Origin of the sequence: uncultured Olegusella sp., assembly GCF_947253395.1 — a bacterium.
Lineage (GTDB): Bacteria > Actinomycetota > Coriobacteriia > Coriobacteriales > Atopobiaceae > Olegusella.
Map to the genome: position 1 here is coordinate 1 of NZ_CAMXYY010000026.1, position 18,334 is coordinate 18,334.

The 18,334-nt window shown below is 46.1% G+C and carries 18 protein-coding genes; 6 read left to right on the forward strand and 12 right to left on the reverse strand.

The genetic code is table 11. The annotated features are described in order from the left end of the window. Positions 1-447 precede the first annotated feature (447 nt). The 6 genes from Q0X25_RS03710 to Q0X25_RS03735 all read right to left on the reverse strand — a co-directional run bounded on the left by Q0X25_RS03710 (position 448) and on the right by Q0X25_RS03735 (position 5,872). Positions 448-1,926 carry an L-fuculokinase gene (locus tag Q0X25_RS03710; RefSeq protein WP_298579106.1) on the reverse strand — a complete coding sequence of 493 codons (1,479 nt, stop codon included), beginning with the start codon at positions 1,924-1,926 and terminating at the stop codon, positions 448-450. An 82-nt stretch (positions 1,927-2,008) separates the two neighbouring features. After that, complete coding sequence (locus tag Q0X25_RS03715) at positions 2,009-3,379, reverse strand: PTS galactitol transporter subunit IIC (RefSeq protein ID WP_298579107.1); 1,371 nt, start codon at positions 3,377-3,379, stop codon at positions 2,009-2,011. A gap of 81 nt (positions 3,380-3,460) precedes the next feature. Continuing rightward, positions 3,461-3,745, reverse strand: a complete 285-nt coding sequence (locus tag Q0X25_RS03720; protein ID WP_298579108.1) for a PTS sugar transporter subunit IIB — start codon at positions 3,743-3,745, stop codon at positions 3,461-3,463. 53 nt (positions 3,746-3,798) lie between these two features. Beyond that, positions 3,799-4,260 carry a PTS sugar transporter subunit IIA gene (locus Q0X25_RS03725; protein ID WP_298579109.1) on the reverse strand — a complete coding sequence of 154 codons (462 nt, stop codon included), beginning with the start codon at positions 4,258-4,260 and terminating at the stop codon, positions 3,799-3,801. Between the two features lie 17 nt (positions 4,261-4,277). Beyond that, entirely contained in the window at positions 4,278-5,117 is an 840-nt protein-coding gene (locus Q0X25_RS03730; RefSeq protein WP_298579110.1) for a class II aldolase, read from the reverse strand. 17 nt (positions 5,118-5,134) lie between these two features. Further along, entirely contained in the window at positions 5,135-5,872 is a 738-nt protein-coding gene (locus Q0X25_RS03735; RefSeq protein WP_298579111.1) for a GntR family transcriptional regulator, read from the reverse strand. 1,349 nt (positions 5,873-7,221) lie between these two features. Here Q0X25_RS03735 and Q0X25_RS03740 point away from each other — a divergent pair. The 6 genes from Q0X25_RS03740 to Q0X25_RS03765 all read left to right on the forward strand — a co-directional run bounded on the left by Q0X25_RS03740 (position 7,222) and on the right by Q0X25_RS03765 (position 11,890). Then, the gene (locus tag Q0X25_RS03740; RefSeq protein WP_298579112.1) at positions 7,222-8,691 is read left to right on the forward strand and encodes a xylulokinase; all 1,470 of its coding nucleotides are present in this window, start codon (positions 7,222-7,224) and stop codon (positions 8,689-8,691) included. 148 nt (positions 8,692-8,839) lie between these two features. Further along, positions 8,840-9,388: a PTS glucitol/sorbitol transporter subunit IIC gene (locus Q0X25_RS03745; protein WP_298579113.1), complete on the forward strand. Its 549-nt coding sequence runs from the start codon at positions 8,840-8,842 to the stop codon at positions 9,386-9,388. Positions 9,389-9,406: 18 nt separating this feature from the next. After that, positions 9,407-10,423 carry a PTS sorbitol transporter subunit IIB gene (locus Q0X25_RS03750; protein ID WP_298579114.1) on the forward strand — a complete coding sequence of 339 codons (1,017 nt, stop codon included), beginning with the start codon at positions 9,407-9,409 and terminating at the stop codon, positions 10,421-10,423. A 17-nt stretch (positions 10,424-10,440) separates the two neighbouring features. Continuing rightward, positions 10,441-10,821, forward strand: a complete 381-nt coding sequence (locus Q0X25_RS03755; protein WP_298579115.1) for a hypothetical protein — start codon at positions 10,441-10,443, stop codon at positions 10,819-10,821. A gap of 19 nt (positions 10,822-10,840) precedes the next feature. Next, positions 10,841-11,194, forward strand: coding sequence for a PTS glucitol/sorbitol transporter subunit IIA (locus Q0X25_RS03760; RefSeq protein ID WP_298579116.1), 354 nt, complete (start codon positions 10,841-10,843; stop codon positions 11,192-11,194). Positions 11,195-11,215: 21 nt separating this feature from the next. Next, a complete protein-coding gene (locus Q0X25_RS03765; protein ID WP_298579123.1) occupies positions 11,216-11,890 on the forward strand; it encodes a triose-phosphate isomerase in 675 nt (224 codons plus the stop codon). A gap of 269 nt (positions 11,891-12,159) precedes the next feature. On the opposite strand, the gene Q0X25_RS03770 is transcribed toward Q0X25_RS03765, so the two are convergent. The 6 genes from Q0X25_RS03770 to Q0X25_RS03795 all read right to left on the reverse strand — a co-directional run. Beyond that, a complete protein-coding gene (locus tag Q0X25_RS03770) occupies positions 12,160-12,942 on the reverse strand; it encodes a GntR family transcriptional regulator (protein ID WP_298579117.1) in 783 nt (260 codons plus the stop codon). 409 nt (positions 12,943-13,351) lie between these two features. After that, positions 13,352-14,521, reverse strand: a complete 1,170-nt coding sequence (nagA, locus tag Q0X25_RS03775; RefSeq protein WP_298579118.1) for an N-acetylglucosamine-6-phosphate deacetylase — start codon at positions 14,519-14,521, stop codon at positions 13,352-13,354. A 126-nt stretch (positions 14,522-14,647) separates the two neighbouring features. Further along, positions 14,648-15,817 (reverse strand): SIS domain-containing protein, encoded by a 1,170-nt coding sequence (locus Q0X25_RS03780; RefSeq protein ID WP_298579119.1) that lies wholly within the window; start codon positions 15,815-15,817, stop codon positions 14,648-14,650. Positions 15,818-15,935: 118 nt separating this feature from the next. Next, positions 15,936-16,664 (reverse strand): GntR family transcriptional regulator, encoded by a 729-nt coding sequence (locus Q0X25_RS03785; protein ID WP_298579120.1) that lies wholly within the window; start codon positions 16,662-16,664, stop codon positions 15,936-15,938. A gap of 126 nt (positions 16,665-16,790) precedes the next feature. After that, on the reverse strand, positions 16,791-17,861 hold the full coding sequence (locus Q0X25_RS03790; RefSeq protein WP_298579121.1) for a PTS system mannose/fructose/sorbose family transporter subunit IID: 1,071 nt from the start codon (positions 17,859-17,861) through the stop codon (positions 16,791-16,793). Then, a partial coding sequence (locus tag Q0X25_RS03795) for a PTS sugar transporter subunit IIC (protein WP_298579122.1) occupies positions 17,851-18,334 on the reverse strand: 484 nt, incomplete at its 5' end. The genes Q0X25_RS03790 and Q0X25_RS03795, both read right to left, overlap by 11 nt.

An 18,334-nucleotide genomic window follows, 5' to 3' on the forward strand; every position in this document is an offset into this window, starting at 1 on the left:
GCTCTAATGATGCGTTGAGTGCTCATGCTTCCCCCTCATTAAATGGGGGATTCCTTTTTGATTAGCTCATCTAGAAAAAACACCGCAGTCCCTTTCCACGGAAGTCGCTCGGCTACCGCACCCCAGATGAACTCTTCGAGGACAAACTTGACAGAAATTACTCCTGTGTTGCCTGATGAACGATTCAACTGTCCATGTTCAACTTGTTATTGCAATTTACGATTTGGCAGAGAGCATTTGCACCCTCTGCTTTTTCAATCCCTTGACATACAAGGCTTTCAAGGCACAAAAAAACGATACGGCAACTGATAAATTGTATCAATTACCGTATCTGCTTTGGTAAAACAGAGAGGCTGCTTGACACATATCGCACTTATATAAAGTGAGACGTATCCGATAAATGCCTCTCTGTTTTACCAAATATGGTCGTAGATAACATTCTGCAGCTTAGGCATTCTCCCAGCATGCAATTGCATCAGAAAGAGGCATGTAGCGTGTAGTAAAAATATCTTCAAGTAACGCCACATGCTCTATATCGGGGGTGTACTCTTGTTCAATGCACGTAAGCTCAGAGGTGCCCCCATAACTCTTTGCTGCAATCATAATTGCTCCTCTTGCAACCGCCTCCTGAATATCGCATGCAATTACCGGGATGCCCAATATGTCAGCCTTGAGCTGCATCCATAGAGGATTCTTTATTGCAGGGCCAATGACTTTCATACGGCTCATGTCTGCTATACCCATGCTTTGATATAGATTTCTTAGTTCGAGTGCCACACCTAGATGAACTGCAAAAAGTAGTTCATCTTGCGAGCTGTTTTCCCCTATACCCGCAAAAACCCCTCGCGAATTGGGGTTACGCCTAGGGGGGCCACTACCACGCAAGTGAGGTATAAAGAGCACGCTAGTGTCATCGAATTCTTTAGCAAGATAACGCTTGTGTAGGTCGAACTGTTCAATTGAGAAAAACCTGTCTGCTGCAACCCCTAGAGCGTTTAGAGCCCATTCAAACGAGAATCCCGCTGTTGGAAGAGACGAGTATCGCGAATAGGAGCCCTCATTTACGTAAAGACCATTTGTTACTTGGCGAGCATATAGCTCATCATCTAAGTTGGGCATTCCGCCTACCATGAGGATGCCCTCTGAGGTGCCCGTCGAGTTAAGTGACTCTGACTGTGTATCAAAGCCACAAGCTACAGATCCAGACATGTGATCATGTCCAGTTACATGCACTTGGCAATCTAGGGGCAATCCTGTTTCTTGGGCGATTTTGTCCCTAATAGCACCTCTAGAGACGCCACTTGGAATTACCTTGGGAAACAACTTTTTAGGGAGTTTGAAGTGCCTAAGAACTTCTTTGGAAACAGAGCCTGTACGAAGATCTAAGACCGATGTGCGTGATGCGAGGGTTGCATCTTGCCCAAAACTTCCACACAGCACCCAAGCAATGAAGTCTGCCATCGGCAACCATGTTGCCCCATGCAGATCAACCCCATGATCTCGAAGCCACAGTATTTTGAAAAGAGCTGAGTTAGAGTGTGCTGGAATTCCTGTGATACCAAACAGCCAACGGTCAAGGCCTGCATGGTAAATATGACGTACGTATTCTTCGCCACGTGTATCAAACCAGCATATCGATTTTTTGCTATACGATCCATCGTGATTTACGAGTACACCAGACTCTCCAACACTTGCAATGGAGATGAATTTAATCTCACTACTTTCCTGAGCAAGCTTTTGCGCACACCCATGCAGTGCGTGAGTGATACCATTTACGAGAGCTTCGACATCGTAGTCGGTAAAGGTGCCCTCGAAAATCTTTGGGCATTGGAAGCGGTCTATCGAGACTGTTTCACATTCTGGTAAAGAACAAAGCACCAGCTTGTAGTTTGTCGTTCCAACATCTATGCCTACCGCATACGGCATGACCTTTCCTCCTGCATTTATAAAAAGTGCCGGCAGAAGCTGACAACATCATCAGGTCTGCCGGCACTTAATCCCCTTAAAACTACTCAGAGTCAGCCTCAAGATAAGCCTGCTTGTGGGTTACCTTCCAGGTGAAGGCAACAAGTGCGGCAACAACAATTGCAGCGATAATTGCAATCATATTGCCAGAGAAAACTTGATACATGAGGTAGCGGAACGGATTACCGCCATCAAGGAAGGCGGTGACGAGGCTACCGCTTGCGGAGATGTCATAACCGACGTTGGTTGCAAGTTGAGTGATAAGAGGAGCAGCTGCAGAACAAATCAATAGGTCACCAATCAGGCAGGGAATGGCGATGATCACGGAGCGAACAATGTTCTGATTGCAGGCTACAACGATCATTGAGCAGAATACCGCCATATTAGAGAGGTCTGCAACGGGAAGGGTCTGGTTGCCAGGAATAATGAATGCGAGAAGAATAGCGATAGGTGTAAGGAGCAGGCCAGTAGAGATGATTGCGGGGTTACCAATGGCAACGGCGATGTCGAGACCGATATAGAAGTCAGTACGATCGGGAAAACGCTTGCTCATGAATTCCTTGACGCCATCGGAGATGGGAATAAGACCATCCATAAGAATTCGAACCATGCGAGGAAGGATGTACATAACCGCACCAAGATTAATTGCAAGACTCAGAAGCTCCTTCGCATCATAACCAGCAAGGAGGCCGAGAAGGATACCGAGCATGAAGCCAATCATCATGGGCTCACCAAAGATACCCAAGCGCTTTTGGATGGTCTCAGGATCTGCATGAAGTTTGTTGATGCCAGGAATCTTATCAAGAATCCAATTCCCAAGCAGTCCAATGGGGAAGAAAACTGCGCTAGAGAGCGTGGGTAGGGAAATACCAGGAAGATTGCAGTACTTTTGAGAAAGTGGGGCGCACCAATCGCCAATCTTGAGGATAACAATCGTAGCAATTGCAGAGCCAAGAAGACCAAGGAGGAAGTTACCTGTCGCAACGTAGACCAGACAACCAGCAAACGCAAAGTGCCAGTAGTTCCAAATATCAACGTCGATAGTCTTTGTCCACTTAAATGCGAGCATCACAAGATTGATGACGAGTGCGAGAATAATTGCAAATGGTGCAATGGGAGAGCCCCAAGTAATAGCGGAGAGGGGAGCCCAGCCAAGATCAACGGCGGGCAAGTGAAGACCAGTGCGAGCAACGATTGCCTGTGCTGCTGGGCCAATTTGAGAGCCCATCAGGTTAAAAATGGTAAATACACCGACAAAGCCAATGCCTACCATCAGAGCGGACCTGAATGCCCTTGCAGGTTTGATACGAAATACCAGAGCCAAAATGAAAATCACGATTGGCAACATTACGGTTGCGCCAAAGCCAAGCACATACTGCACCGCATTATATAGTGTTGTCGTTAAACCATCCATCTGTTACCCTTTCCCATGTGATTCGTCAGATTTGTTGATGGATAAGGTGGGTCGCCCTGCCTGGTGGCCCACCGCTAAACCCTAGGAGCGCAGCGCTTCTGCGATTTTTTCTAGTGTCTCCTGCATACCAAACCCAGTCAGGAGGGGCAATGCGCTAATTACAGGAGTGTCAAGCTCGTAAGGAACGTTGGTCGTTGCAATAATTAAATCGAAGTCGTCTGCAATCTGTGGGACGCTTGCAACGTTGCGTTGGTCAAAGTCAAAGTCAATGCCTTGCTCTTTGCAGTATTCGATGACCTTCTCCTCTGCGACGGTGGACGTCGCAATGCCAGTAGCACAAACAAATAGAACTTTTTTCTTGGACATGTTTTCCCCTTCTTTCACCTTGACATATCAGTTCACCAGTATGAATACGCTGGTTAAAGGCCAAACAGTCTTGAGATTGCGACATAAAGCTCTTCGTCACTATCCGCATTGATAATTGAAGACAGGGCGACCTGATTCTGTGCGATGCCTATGACCTTCTGTAGCAGTTCGATGTGCTGATGTCCCTCCGTTAATGCAAGCATAAAGGCTGCCGAAACGCCTACCGTCTCCTCGGGACTCCCCATGACCCTAAACTTAATTGGATTTTTTAAAGTCGCTATAGCGAGCGCTGCACTATTTACGTGCTCGGGATCAGTGTGGGGAATAGCCATACCGACTTCTTCCAGAGGCAGGCCCGTTGGGAATTTCTCTTCTCGCTTTGCTACATGAAGTGCAAAGTCATCGTGTACGTAGCCAGCACTGATAAGAGGGGCTGCCATGATGTCAAACAGCTCTCGCTGAGTCTCGCAAGAAATCTTACATTGCACCGCTGCTCGGTCAATCTTGGCATTCATCTCTATCAAACTCCTCTTTATGCTGCCATGTTCATTGCGATGGTTTTTGTGTAAGCGACCTCGGTAACTGCATGACGCGCATCTAGGAGTACAGATGCAAGATTTGCCTCAGCGTTGTTCTTTTCGTAACGCTTTGCAACTGCACGGATATAGGCCTGGCGCAGGTCGGATGCGATGTTGATCTTTACCATGTTGTACTGACGCATTGCGCGGAGTGTCTCGTCAGGAATACCAGATCCTCCGTGGAGGACAAGAGGGACGGGGCACTTCTCGGAAATTTTCTTTAGACACTCCAGGTCAATCTTGGGCTTTTCTTCAAGTCCATGAACATTTCCAATGGAGACTGCGAGCAAATCACAGCCAGTACGCTCGACGAACTCCTCAACTTGGTCTGGATTGGTATGACTGTCTGCTTCGGAGACATGGTCGTCTTCCTTGCCCTTAATGGCACCAAGTTCTGCCTCTACAGGCACGCCATAGCAGTGGGCAAAATCAACGGCTTGGCGTGAAAAAAGGATGTTCTCCTCAAATGGAAGGGCGGCGCCATCAATCATCACGGAAGTAAAACCAGCAAGTACCGCCTGTCTGACATCATCAAGGGTCTTCCCATGATCGAGGTGGAGGGCAATAGGAGTGATGTACTTCTCTGCTGCCATTGCCGTCGTCTTAGCAATAAAGTTATAGCCTGTAACTTTGACATTGGTAGGAGCAATCTGCACAATGCCAGGCATGCCAGCGCGCTCGAAGGCGTCCATGATGGCAAGCGTCATCTGGACATCTGTAGTATTAAACGCTGGCAGCATAAGTTTATTTTTCTTTGCAATCTGTACGATTTCATTCATCTTAATAAGCGGCATGAGACCATCTCCTTTGGCTATTGAGCCCTTAGTAGAACCGTACCAACGACATACCTATTTGCACGAAGCCAAACATTGCCCCATTCAGCGGGGATATTGTTTGCGTAGAAAATATGCTGTTCCAAATGAAGCACGGGAGCAGATTCATCAATTTCGAGAATGTGGCCGCGCTGCTCGCCAGCAACTTTTGCAGCGTATCTTGCACGAGAAAAACCAATCTTCCTGCCAGAAAGCTTCTCTATACTCTGGAACAAAGTCTCTTTTTCGAGGTCGACCTTATCTAGTCCAGGACAAAGCTGAAGATTGATCCTGTTTTCGATATACATGATCGGCTCACCGTCAACAAAGCGCACTCTTTTGAGAAGAAGAACAGGATCACCTACAGCTATAAAAAGTTTCTCGCTCAGAAAAAAATCAGCGGGGATAATCTCGCAACCGATAACTTTGGTCGCGAAGTCAATGTTCTGGGCTTTCAGAGACTCGGCAAAAGAAAGGAGAGTGTTGCCAGAGGGATGAGTGATGGTGTTTCGGTTGACAACAAACGTACCCTTTCCACGATATTGTATAAGCAGCCCCTCATCGACTAGGGTTCGTATCCCACGCTTCACAGATCCTCTGCTCATCCCCAACTCTTCGCAAAGCTTGTACTCAGTGGGAATCCTGCCTCCGACCTCCCATTCGCGGTTATATATCTTATCGCGAATGTAGTTAGCAGCCTGCGTATGGAGAGGAATGGAACTCACGGCCTGGAACATCTCGCACCTCCTTGAATGGAGTTTTACACTCAAATGTATAAAGCGGACAAGTTGTTTTTCACTGTACAAATAGATAGAGATAGATAACAGTGTTGTCGCAGGTAGTCTAGCTATTTCATATTTTCCGTCTGCTGAGTACCTAGTGAACATATATAGACAAAGGGTATCTTTGTCCATTATTTATAGACAAAGCATGCAAAGAACTGGATATTTTCTTTTGTTCTCATATCTTGTAATACGTTTTATGCTGCTACGAACGGTCTTATTTCATACGTGAACGGTATGATACGCTCTAATGATGCGTTGAGTGCTCATGCTTCCCCCTCATTAAATGGGGGATTCCTCTTTCATCATCCCTCCAGAAAAGTTCCGATTCACTGTTCGCTGATGAAATAGCGAACCTTTCATATGTCTCGCACTCTGTCAAATGGCAAAATGCTCCTAGGTTACTAAGTGGTAACGTGAATTGGCTTTGTCACTGTCGGTGCCAAGCAAATCACATTGTAGGAGATCCCAGTTATGAGTAAGTCTCTCACGAAGAGTGATAAACTCGTTCCCATGACCAGCGTTGGTCTCGACGTACACGTATGCGTACCATCGTTGCACGAGCGCTCGACTACATGACTGGCGAGTTCATATTCGTTCGACTCCGATCTGGACTAGGTCGCAGAGTGGGTCAGAGGGTGGCTGTCGCAGTCGACCCAGTGCGTCTATGAGAGCAACCCCACCGGCTTCGACCCGTAGTGCAGGTTCGATGCCGCCGGTGTCAGGTGTGTGGTCGGCGTCGTCTCCAAGAACTGAGGTCCTCCGGCGACCGCGTGAAGATTGATAAGCGTGACACGGTGTTCCTCGTGAGTCTTATGGTCATGCACGGTGTGATGTGGTCCTACGTACCGACCGTCGGGAAGGAGACTACTCGCAACCTTGTGCACATGTGCGAAGATGTCAGGTATAACCTCATGCATACCATCAACCCTCGATGAATCCGTTGAGGTAGCCAGCGGGTGCGTGTTGCCTTTGATGCGGAGGTTACCATGTGGATGAGGCATGCGACGGCTACTACCTCGTCGTTACCGGTAGGACCGACATGCTGGACATGGAGGTGATTGACATGATAATCAAAACACTTCGTCGCCGCAGTTACGGGTACTTCTTTCTCAAGATCTATGATAGTAGCAGGTAGCATTCATCAGGGAGGAAGTTACTTACCGTATAGGCCTACACACAAGTTGTGTGACTGAGTTGAAAATAAGAACCTATGTGTAGCCTTTAAAGGTATATAGTCATTCATACGAACAGGCGTCTATTCCCAGTTTATAAGAGTTGTCTGTGCTTTATTAAGGAGCATTATGTCCTTATCACTTGGAATCGATGTTGGAACTTCATCAGTTAAAGTTACTGTTGTTGCCGCTAAAGGCATTATTCAATCAAAGGCTTCTCAGTCATATTGTTTTGAGGAGCCACAACCTGATTGGAAGGAAATCAGTCCGGAAGTATGGTGGGAGGCAACTCGTAATGCTCTGCATCAACTTTCTATTACTTGTGATCTCTCAGAAATTATCTCAATAGGCGTAACCGGACAGATGCATACACCTGTCTTACTAACCAAAGATGGGGTACCTGCCTGCAATTCAATAATGTGGAATGACCTAAGAACGAAAGAACTAGTTTCATCAGCAAAACAGGCTATGGAAAAAGCAGGAGAGCACAATATTGCAAAAATCCTTTCTACGGGGTCTCCTGCAATAAATTTGTATTGGGTAAGGCTTAATCAGCCCCACGTGTTTAGTAAGATAGCGCACTTAATTTCGGTTCCAGATTGGATTGTTTATAAACTTACAGGAGTTCTGGGTACAGATTACAGCTTTGCCTCAACATCTTCTCTATATAGTATCGAGAAAAAACAATGGTCAGAAGATGCATTATCGTATTTTGGTATTCCGTGTAGTCTTCTTCCAACTATTGAGGGCTCTGCAATTAGCGTAGGAAAAATTTTAGATTCAGCTGCTTCTCTAACTAAACTTCCTAAAGGTATTTCTGTCATTAGAGGACTAGGAGATAACCCCGCTTCTGCTCTGTCTGCAGGCTGTTTAGGGCGAGGTAATTCTATGCCAGCTATTTCTTTAGGAACATCGGGTGTATTTATGTATTCGCATGAAGGCATTTATATTCCCCAGTCGGGTAAAACTGTTTTGTATTCTAGAGATGGCAAGGATATTCAGAGTCTTATTCAACTATCCATCCAGTCTTGTGGCAATGATATTGATTGGATTGTGAAGCGTATTTTAGGATTGCGCAGTTTTAAATTTGAAGATAGTGCTGTAGAAGATATAGCCTATAACATGCGTAAGCTTATGTTTTTTCCTCACCTTAATGGTGAGAAGACACTATTTGCAGACCCTGATATACGTGGTTGTTTCTTAGGTCTCGATCTGTCTACTACACGCTCTGAACTTTATAGGGCTGTCATGGAAGGCATTTCGTTTGGCTTTAAACAAATAATGGATGCGACAGAAATATCTGATAACTGGACTAGTATTGCAATAGTTGGCGGTGGTTCAAAAAGTGGCCTTTGGACTGAAATAATCGCCAACGTTCTAGGTAAAACCATATATTGTTTGGATAACGTAAGTGCGGGACAGGGAAGTGCTTTACTTGCTTCGCAGGTGGTAAGCAACCGTATATTTGAATTGCCAGCTGAGCCACATGTGCTAAGAAAAGTTGTGCCTCAAGTATCCATCCAAAAGAGTTATACAAAAAAATATCATCAGTATTTGCGCATAAAAGCTGCATTAGATACCGTTTACAGCGACAATTAAACCGCTCATCCTAACAGTATCCCCGATTAATTCATAGATGATAATCTATGTTGATAGGGATATAGACGACTATAGACAACTAAAGAGGGTTAGGAGGAGATTTATCCACACCAAATGGTAAGTACCGTCCAATTCTAAGGAGAATGTAATGGAAGCGATTAACAATTTCTTGATTTTCCTTGCGGAAGGATTCACTGGACTTTTTAATGCGGCTGGCGCACAGTTCACGTCTTTCGTAACTGGCATGATTCCCATGCTCATCTGCTTAATCCTTACGGTAAAGGCTATTATTCAGCTCATTGGCGAGGATCGCGTTTACGGTTTCATGAAGAAATGCACCAAATATGCAGTTCTTCGTTATACCATCATTCCTTTCCTTTGCTGCTTCTTTCTTACTAACCCTATGGCGTATACCTTTGGCGTGTTTGTAGAAGAAGAATATAAGCCCGCATTTTATGATGCAGTTGTTTCTATGATGCACCCAATCACTGGCCTTTTTCCTCATGCAAATTCATCTGAGCTTTTTGTGTGGCTAGGTATCACCGCTGGTTATGAGGCACTTGGTAAAAGCTCTGCACCTTTGGCACTGCGCTTCCTTTTCGTTGGTCTGATTGTTTGCCTGTTCAAGGGCATTGTTACGGAAAAACTCTATAAGTACATGGTGGCCCGTAAAGAAGCAAAGCTCCAGAATAACTAGCGGGAAAGGACATGAATCATGAGTGAATTCAAGAGTGTTATAGTTTCCCACGGCGGAAATGGTTGGGGTGGCCCTTTGGTAATTACTCCTACGGACGAGAAGCCCTATGTAATGAGTGTCACATTAGGTGGCATTCATCCCGTAGCTCAAAGGATTGCAGACTTGACTGGTGCCGAGGTATGCGATCAGTTTAAGAATCCTATCGATACAAGTATGGCTGCGATTGCTGTTATTGACTGTGCTGGAGTTGCGCGCTGCGGCACCTATCCTAAAATGGGTATCCCCACTGCCAATGTTAAGCCAGGCTCTCCATCTGGTCCTCTTGCTATATTTATTACTGAGGACATCTTTGCTTCTGATGTTCATGCAGAGAACATTGCTCTGGCAGATGGCTCCGAGGTTGTTGTGGAAGCCACCCCTGCTAAGGTGGAAGGAGAGGTAAATAAAGAAAACGTACATGCAAAAATTGCTGATGCACGTGCAGAAAACGCAGCAAAGCAAAGCAACAGTTTCATGGATATTGTTTCCAAGATTGGTACGGGCGTAGGTCGTTTTATTAGTATTATTTACCAAGCCGCACGTGATACCGTAAACGATGTTATTAAAAACATCCTGCCATTTATGGCATTTGTATCCGTTCTAATAGGCATTATTAACTATACGGGTTTTGCTAACGTCTTGGCAAACGTATTGACTCCTCTTGCAGGTAGTCTTCCTGGTATGATTGCGATTGGTTTGTTCTGCTCAATCCCATTCTTGTCTCCCCTTATTTGCCCGGGCGCAATCATTGCATCCGTTCTCTCCGTACTTATTGGTAACCAAATTGCGGCAGGCACTATTCCTGCAAACTTCGCTCTTCCAGGTTTCTTTGCAGTAAATTGTCAAGTAGGTTCTGACTTTGCCCCGGTTGGTATGACTCTTATGGAGGCAAAGCCCGAGACAATTGAGATTGGCTATCCAGCATTCCTCTTTGGCAAGCTCGTTACGAGCCCAGTTCAGATTATATTTGCTTACCTCATGTCTTTTGGTCTCTAATAGGAATGTGAGTTTACATGGATTTTGGTAAGGGCGTTGCAACGCTTGTTTTTATCCTTCTAGTTTGGGCGGCGGATACCGTAAGCCAATATCTATATTGGAGAAAAGTCCGTATTCTTATTCATGAATATGCTAAAGATCATGAAGGTTATTTGGGAACAGGTATGTGCAAGATTAGTTTTAGCAGAAAAGCGTTTGTGCTTGTCCTTACCGATTTTAATTTTAAGATTACTGGCTGTTATGAGTTAGCAAGTCTTTCACTTAATCCGAGCTTTTCTCCAATTCCGGAATTAGTTGGATTACAAGTTGATGAGGCATTGGAAAAACTCCCAAATTCAAAATACAAAGATGCGTTCACTCAAGCATTTCACACGGTTAAGTCATCTAAGAGAACTTAATAAATTACTTTTGGAGTGCATGGTGTATTCAGTCACGGTTACCGAAATTGGCGAGATGGTAGTGCCGCTTTTGGATGAAAAGATGCTTATTCTCTTTGGGCCGACTGTTCCAGAAGAGATTAAAGACATTTGTGCGGTACATGACGGCGTGCCTTCTGACGAAGAACTACTTAAATTTAATGGAAGTATATCTATAGATGGTGCTTTATATACAATCACCGAAGTTGGAGAAGCGGCAAATTCAAACTTTGGAGGGTTAGGCCATCTAACAATTTTGTTTGGAACTGCTGGTGAGTTACTTCCGGGCTCTGTTCGCGTAAATTTAAATAACACACCAGCACTTTTCACTGGAAGTAAAATCGTATTCTCGTAATGATTAAAGGGAGGTGTATTGGTGAAACGCGAGGATTTAAAACTCCCCCTTTTTACCGTTAGTCCAAAGACCTATTTATTGGGTGATGATTCAGTTTCAGCAGCATTATTAACTGATGAAATTGCAGCAAACAGAAATCATTCGATTTTCTGGACAGCTCCTATGCCCGAGCTTTGTGCAGTAGCAAAACAACTAAAATTTGCTATTCCTACAGCTCAGCATGCTGATTTAATTGGCGATGGTAAAGGGATGGGTTTAACTCCTTTGGAGTCATTAAAGTTTGCGGGAGTAAAGGCAGTTTTTCTGAATCACACTGCTCATCCTATGAATGTTGATCAGCTCGCTTCAACTATTGATAAAGCACGTGAGCTTGAGATTCTGACTATTGTAGCTGCTGATAGTGTTACAGAGTCTGTGGCCATTGCAGCTATGAATCCCGATGTGATCCTATGCGAGCCAAGCTCATTGGTGGGCACTGGACATACAAGTGATGACAGTTACATTGATCAGACAATATCTGCAGTGCGTGAAATTAATCCAGATATTATCATTATGGAAGGTGCTGGAATTAGGTGTGGAGACGATGTGCGTCGCATCATTAGTAAGGGCGCACAAGGTACGGGTATTTCTAGCGCACTTGCTATTACGCATGACCGTCGAGGTTTACTTACGGAGCTTTTTGATGCCCTTGATTAAATGTTAACGTTGAGGGATAACACCATCCTCCCCAACTAGTCATATTTTGGTTAGAAAAAAGCCGAGTAAAAGCTTGTTTTTTGTATATGGGTCATCAACCCGGTCTCGCGCGTTTTATGCGCGAGACAAGAACTTCCACCTGCATAGTGGGTGGAAGGTTAGTGGCTTGCCAAAGCGACAAAGGCGGTAAGGCCTAAGCGTAGCGCAGGCCAGCGTCTTGAGGCGCCGGCCTACAACACGAGGGTTATACCCTAAGAGCAAACTACCCGCTAAGCGGGTAGTTTATGATTGTCTTGCCTGCGCTGGAATACTGTGCCTAAAGTAAACCTGTTTGAACGCAGCCATACTTTTGCATACTCAATAATAGAGTCGTTATCCAAGAAAACGGTTTGAACTTGCTGTAGAACTGGAGATCCAGTTTCCATTTCTAGGTATTTTGCATGGTGTTGATCTGCTGCTTTTGCTAGAAAACTTGTGTTCGAGTACTTAACTTCATGACCAGAATACTTTTTTATGATAGAAAAAAAGCTTTCATTTACGTAATCAGCGCCAGCAATACCAGGGGCGATAGAACAGTTAATGTTGTTCTCAATATACATAATAGGTTCGTCTTTAACCTTTCTTATGCGTTCAAGACGAAAGTAGGTATCGCCTGGCTTGATGTTGAGATATTTTGCGATGCTCTCATTTGCAATGAGCTGCTCTGCTGACACAATTTCAGTAGTGAATTCAATATGTTGTTCTTTTAGTGTCTCCGAAAACGAGATAAGACCTTCAGTTAGAGGAAAAGAGATATCATGGGCCTTGACATAGGTACCTTTACCTTGGATCTGTTCGAGCAGACCTTCTTTGACAAGATGGGAAATTGCTTTTTTTATGCTGCCACGGCTCACTTGCAAAGTTTCCGTTAATTCAATCTCTGAGGGAATGCGCTCTGATTCTTTCCATAAGCCGGAACTAATGTTGTCCTTCAGATAATCAATTACCTGGCTATAAATGGGTTTAGGACAATCTTTTTGGATGATGCTCTCAACCTTTTTTTCTACTGACATGCAACCCTCAACAACTAGTTAATGTGCGCTTACATAAAAATATAGATAACAGATTTTTGAACCTATATTTTATTACACATCACAAATGTTATGTTGTACTTTATATGCGAACTCTAACTTTATGCATTTAGAATATAGCGTATTAGTACTGTTTTGGTAGGTTGGCGTATTGTAGATACTTATGAAAGGCTTTGCTATTTTAAAGGAAAGCTGATTATTACAAAGATTCAGGCATACTTCTATATACATGTGTTTTTAAAACAGTAAAAGGGTCTGTATCCGGAGTTAATTCCGATACAGACCCTTTGGCACGCGAGCGCAGAATGGGGGGAATTATTCCGCGAACGCGAGGGTGCCTCACCTCATCAGTAATACACTACCGAGCTCACCATGCATAGTAGCGCACTGTCTACTCTACAGGAACGAGTGAGCCGGCGATATAGCTTGCATCAAGCGTCATGTTTGGATTGAGCGCGATAAAATCAGCATTGCGACCAGGCATGATAAAGCCCACCTTGTGATCGATGCCTGTTGCACGAGCGGGAACCTCAGATGCCATGCGGATAGCTTGTTCCGCCGTGACCAAATTCCAGTCGTAAAGGTTTTTAACCACATCAATAAGGCGTGCCACGCTGCCGGCCAAACTACCAGCATTATGGCCCTCGGTGAGATAGCAGGCGCCGTCACGCATTTCAACGGGGAGACCGCCACTCATGTAGTGACCTTCTGGCAGACCTCCACAGCCCAAGCAGTCGGTAATAAGAGGCGTGCGCTGCCAGCCCTTGGTTTCAATCAGCACCTTGATAGAGACAGGGTTCACATGCTTACCGTCACCAATGACCTCGGCAAAGGTATCTGGAGTTGTCATTGCTGCACCTACCACACCGGGCTCACGGTGGTGTAGACCACGCATTCCGTTGTAGGTATGCAAAAAAGTAGTGCAGCCCGCATCAACAGCCTTGAGACATTGTTCGTAGGTTGCATCAGAATGACCGATAGCACAAGTGACACCCTCGGCAGACAGACGGGAGATATACTCAACCGAGCCCTCACGCTCGGGAGCAAGGCCGCTGCGGACAATAAGACCCTGAGCTTTTTCTTGCCAATCGGCAAAAATCTCGTATTGAGGATCAATAAGATAGTCAGGATTTTGAGCACCTACGTGCTTCATGGTAAAAAAGGGTCCTTCAAGGAAGATGCCCGCAATGCGTGCACCCAAGAAGTTGGCGTCCCGTTTGTGATTGGCCTCAGCAATGGCAGCTACCTCGCGACCGATGGTTTCTTTAGGGTTAGTAAAAGTTGTTGGACACCAAGCCGTCGTTCCAAACTTTGCTAAACCAAGGCTGGATTCATTGATGCCATCAGGATCTATATCAGTGGTTGCGTGACCATAAAAACCATGGATATGAATATCCACGAGACCAGGAGCAATCCACTTGCCCGTCTTGTCCAAAATTTCACACGCAGGCTTCTCGTAGCTAAAGTTGCCAAATTTGCCATCAACCACGGGCAAATAACCAGGCCCCACCAGCCTTCCTGCCAGCACAAACTTATCAGCGTAAATGGCATAGGTACTCATAACGCCTCATTTCTGTCTCGCCAGAGACTAGGGAATTAGTGACATCCATACTAGGGTAAAAGACCCGCGGCTCCGATGTGAGAGTCGAAGCAACGCGGGTCTGCAAACGGTACAAAAGCAAGCTGCTTAGGACTCAAAGGGATGAATGCTCACACCTTTCACAACACGGTTGACCGTGCCTGTAGGAGAAGGCGTGTCAGGAGTATTGCCGACCTTGATTGAGGTGTTGAGAGCAACGGTCTGTGCAAACAAGATGTAGGGCAGCACCAGATAGAGCTCAGGCAAAGGGCGGTCGCCTGCAAAGTCAAAGGACTCGCCCGCATAGTTTGCTGTGCTTTGCTGCTGGATGGCAACAGTGTGCTTCGCGATGCCATCGCCACCGATCTCGTTGAGAATATCGAGATCGTACTGGCGGGTATAAGGTTCGGAGCTTACAAAGGCAAAGACCAACGTCTTTTCGTTAACAAAGGATTTGGGTCCATGACGATAGCCCATAGAAGTATCAAACGAGGTAGCAATTTTTCCAGCGGTGAGCTCCAAAATCTTGAGCTGCGCTTCACGAGTCATTGCACCAAGAGCACCAGAGCCTAGATAGGTGATGCGAGTAAAGTCATCTTCAAGCCAACTGCAAATCTCATCTTCACGCTCGATAAGCTCACGACCCATCTTGGCAGCCTGCGCAACCCAAGCGGTCTTGTCTTCATAAGAGGAGGTGTCAAAAATCAGAGCAGCAAGTAAAGTCATGCAGCTGTAGCTACCAGTCATTGCAAAACCACGGTCATTAGCACGAGGAATCAGCAGAGTCAGACCATCGCTACGCTCTGCGAACTGCATGGCAAGTTTGCCATCAGGTGCGCAGGTGATATTGAGGTAGAGGATATTGTCAACAACTTGACCCGCACGTTCAACTGCTGCCAGGCTTTCGGGGCTATTGCCACTACGAGCAAATGAGACAAGTACGGTGGGATCCTCAGGACGTAAGAAATCGCGCGGCGCAGAAACGATATCAGTGGTTGGCAATGCTTGGAAGATGAACGCATCATTGTCACCCTGACGGCGCAGATACGGGACAAGGGTATCGCCTGCATAAGCAGAAGTGCCAGCGCCTGTAAAGATAACATGGGTGTGACGGTCTCCGCCGAGAGCCTTTGCTCTCACAACAAATTTAGTAATAGCCTCAATGTTGTTGTCATAAATAGAGAGCGTGTCTTCCCAAAGTTCGGGCTGTTGCACAATTTCTTGGGTCGTGATGTGAGCCCCGAGAGCACTGAGCTCATCAATCGATTTTTTGTACATGTGATTACGCTTCCTTTAATCCAGCAAAGCTGACGATTTTTTCTGTCTTGGGGATTGAAAGAGAGGACAAGCAAAACCGAGATTTGTATAGTTTTGAAATCTCAACAGCATTTTTTGCTTAGCCTTTGAAATGAGTAATGCGATAGTTGAATTGATCAGCACGGGCAACGCTACGGGTAAATTCAATAGGTATGTTCTTCTCATTAAAAGTGACTCGTACGAGCTTTAGAATTGCCGATCCTTCGGGGATGTCTAGGTAGATAGCTGCATCCGAACGAGCAATGCTTGCACTAAAGTCCTCTTGTGCGAGGCGAATTGTCTGGTGGTATTCTTGCTCCATTACTTCGTACAACGCCCTTGTAGAGACCTCATCGTAGCTCAGGCCTATAAACTGTGTTGCGGGTAGATAGGTGCGTTCCAGCATCATAGGGGTGTCATCAACCAGCCTGAGGCGCTTGAGTTGGTAAATGTGCTCTCCTAGGCGAAGGCCAAGCTTTTCTGCAACCTGCTTGGGTGCCTCTGCTAGCTTGAACTCCAAGATTTTGGTTTGAGGATGACGACCAGCACGACGCATCTGATCGGTGAAGCTGTACATAGCAGAGAGATTGGTTACCTCAGTTTCGGAATGAGCCACAAAGGTGCCACGTCCGTGCACGCGCTTTACCAAACCTAGAGCCTCAAGTTCACCCATTGCCTGACGCACTGTTGTGCGAGACAAGCCATAACGGAGGGAAAGCTCACGTTCAGAAGGAAGAAGGTCGCCAGGCTCCAAATCGTTTTCAATCCTCTCTTTGAGGATATCAACTAATTGGTCATAGAGAGGCTGTTTGCGAGATGCGATAGTCACCCTTCTCCTCCTTTCAAGTGCTCTATGTACAAGTATTAGCAAAAATATTTCAACAGGGGTGCAAGAAAAAGGGGGACGCACGAACAAGATATGCCCGTGCGTCCTGCAGGGACGTACTAGGAAAACCTAGCCCCAAATGCTTGGCCAGAGGCCAAAGGGACCAGCGCCCAAGATGCCGATGATGAGTACGAGCACAATACCCTTCATAGGCGTGAAGTTCTTCTTGGAGAACAAGTAATAGAGCAGCATAACGATTGCCATTGGAACAAGTTTGGGGCAGATACTGTCCAGGATGTTTGCAATGTCAATATTGACGGGGGACTCCACCATCTCCATATAGGTAACTTCGCTCATGCCATTGCCAAGATCAACAGCACCTGCAGTGGCGGGATTGCCGTTTGCATCGGTACCAGAGAGGGGATTGCCATCCTTGTCATTCATGCCAGAGAGAGTGACACCCTCATCACTGGCTTTGATGATCTCAAAGCTTGGAACCTCATCGTTAGCAACGGTTGCAGTGTGAGCAACATATGCTTGGGTGGTGCCGTTGGGGATAACTGCGTTGATTTGAGTGCCGCCCATGGTGACGGTAAGGCAGCCAACGACAAAGACACCGAGGATGGAAGCCGCGCGGGTGAAGGCCTGCATATTTGCCATGAGGCTATCGAGCGCAGACATGCCCATCTTGTAGGACCAGTTCATCAGACCAAAACGTAGAGCAAATTGCACCAAGTTAAAGATGATGAGGAAGAGAATAGGACCAAAGACGTTGCCACTAATGGCCATATTAGAGCAAATGCCTGCCGTAATGGGCACAAGGGTCATCCAGAACAAAGCATCGCCAATGCCACCAAGAGGACCCATAAGAGAAACGCGGACCGCACGAATGGTGGGGATGTCAACCTTCTTTTGCTCCATGGACAGGATGAGGCCCATAGCAAAGGTAACAAGGAAGGGGTGGATGTTGAAGAACTCCATGTTATGAGTCATCGAGGTGGACAAATCGTCCTTGTCCGTGTGGATCTTCTCGAGACCAGGAAGGATGGAGTACAACCAACCAGCCGACTGCATACGCTCGTAGTTGAAGGAAGCCTGGAGGAAGCAAGAGCGCCATGCCATCTTGTTGAGGGTCTTCTGATCAAGATCGGTGGCCTGCTCAAGGTTCTTATAGCTGGTGAGTTCCTCATTAGATGCCATCTTCGTCACCTCCGTCAGAGATTACAGCACCCTTGAGTTCGGTGTTCTGCTGGTAATCCCAGTAAGCAAAACCAAAGCCGATGAGTGCGAGGATGAGCAGGGCGGGGGTTGCGAGGGTGGGGATACCCGAGACAATCAGCGCCATGCCAAAGCCCAAGAAGTAGAAGCCCCACATGTCGCGGTTCATCATAAACTTCAACAGGATTGCAAAGCCAACAAAACGCATCATGCCACCAGCTGCAGAAAGACCAGCGGAAAGCCAAGCGGGGATTGCATCGACAACAGCCTGACCCATTGTGGCGCCACCAATAAAGAATAAGGTGACAACAATGCCAAAGATGAGGCCAAGCAAACCCATGGCAAGGTAGTTGATCCTCTCAATGCCCTTGGGATCGGCATCGGCTGCATACTGGTCGGCTTTGCTCATCAACGGGGACATAAGAGTAAAGATTAGGGTAACGCCATACCTGTCT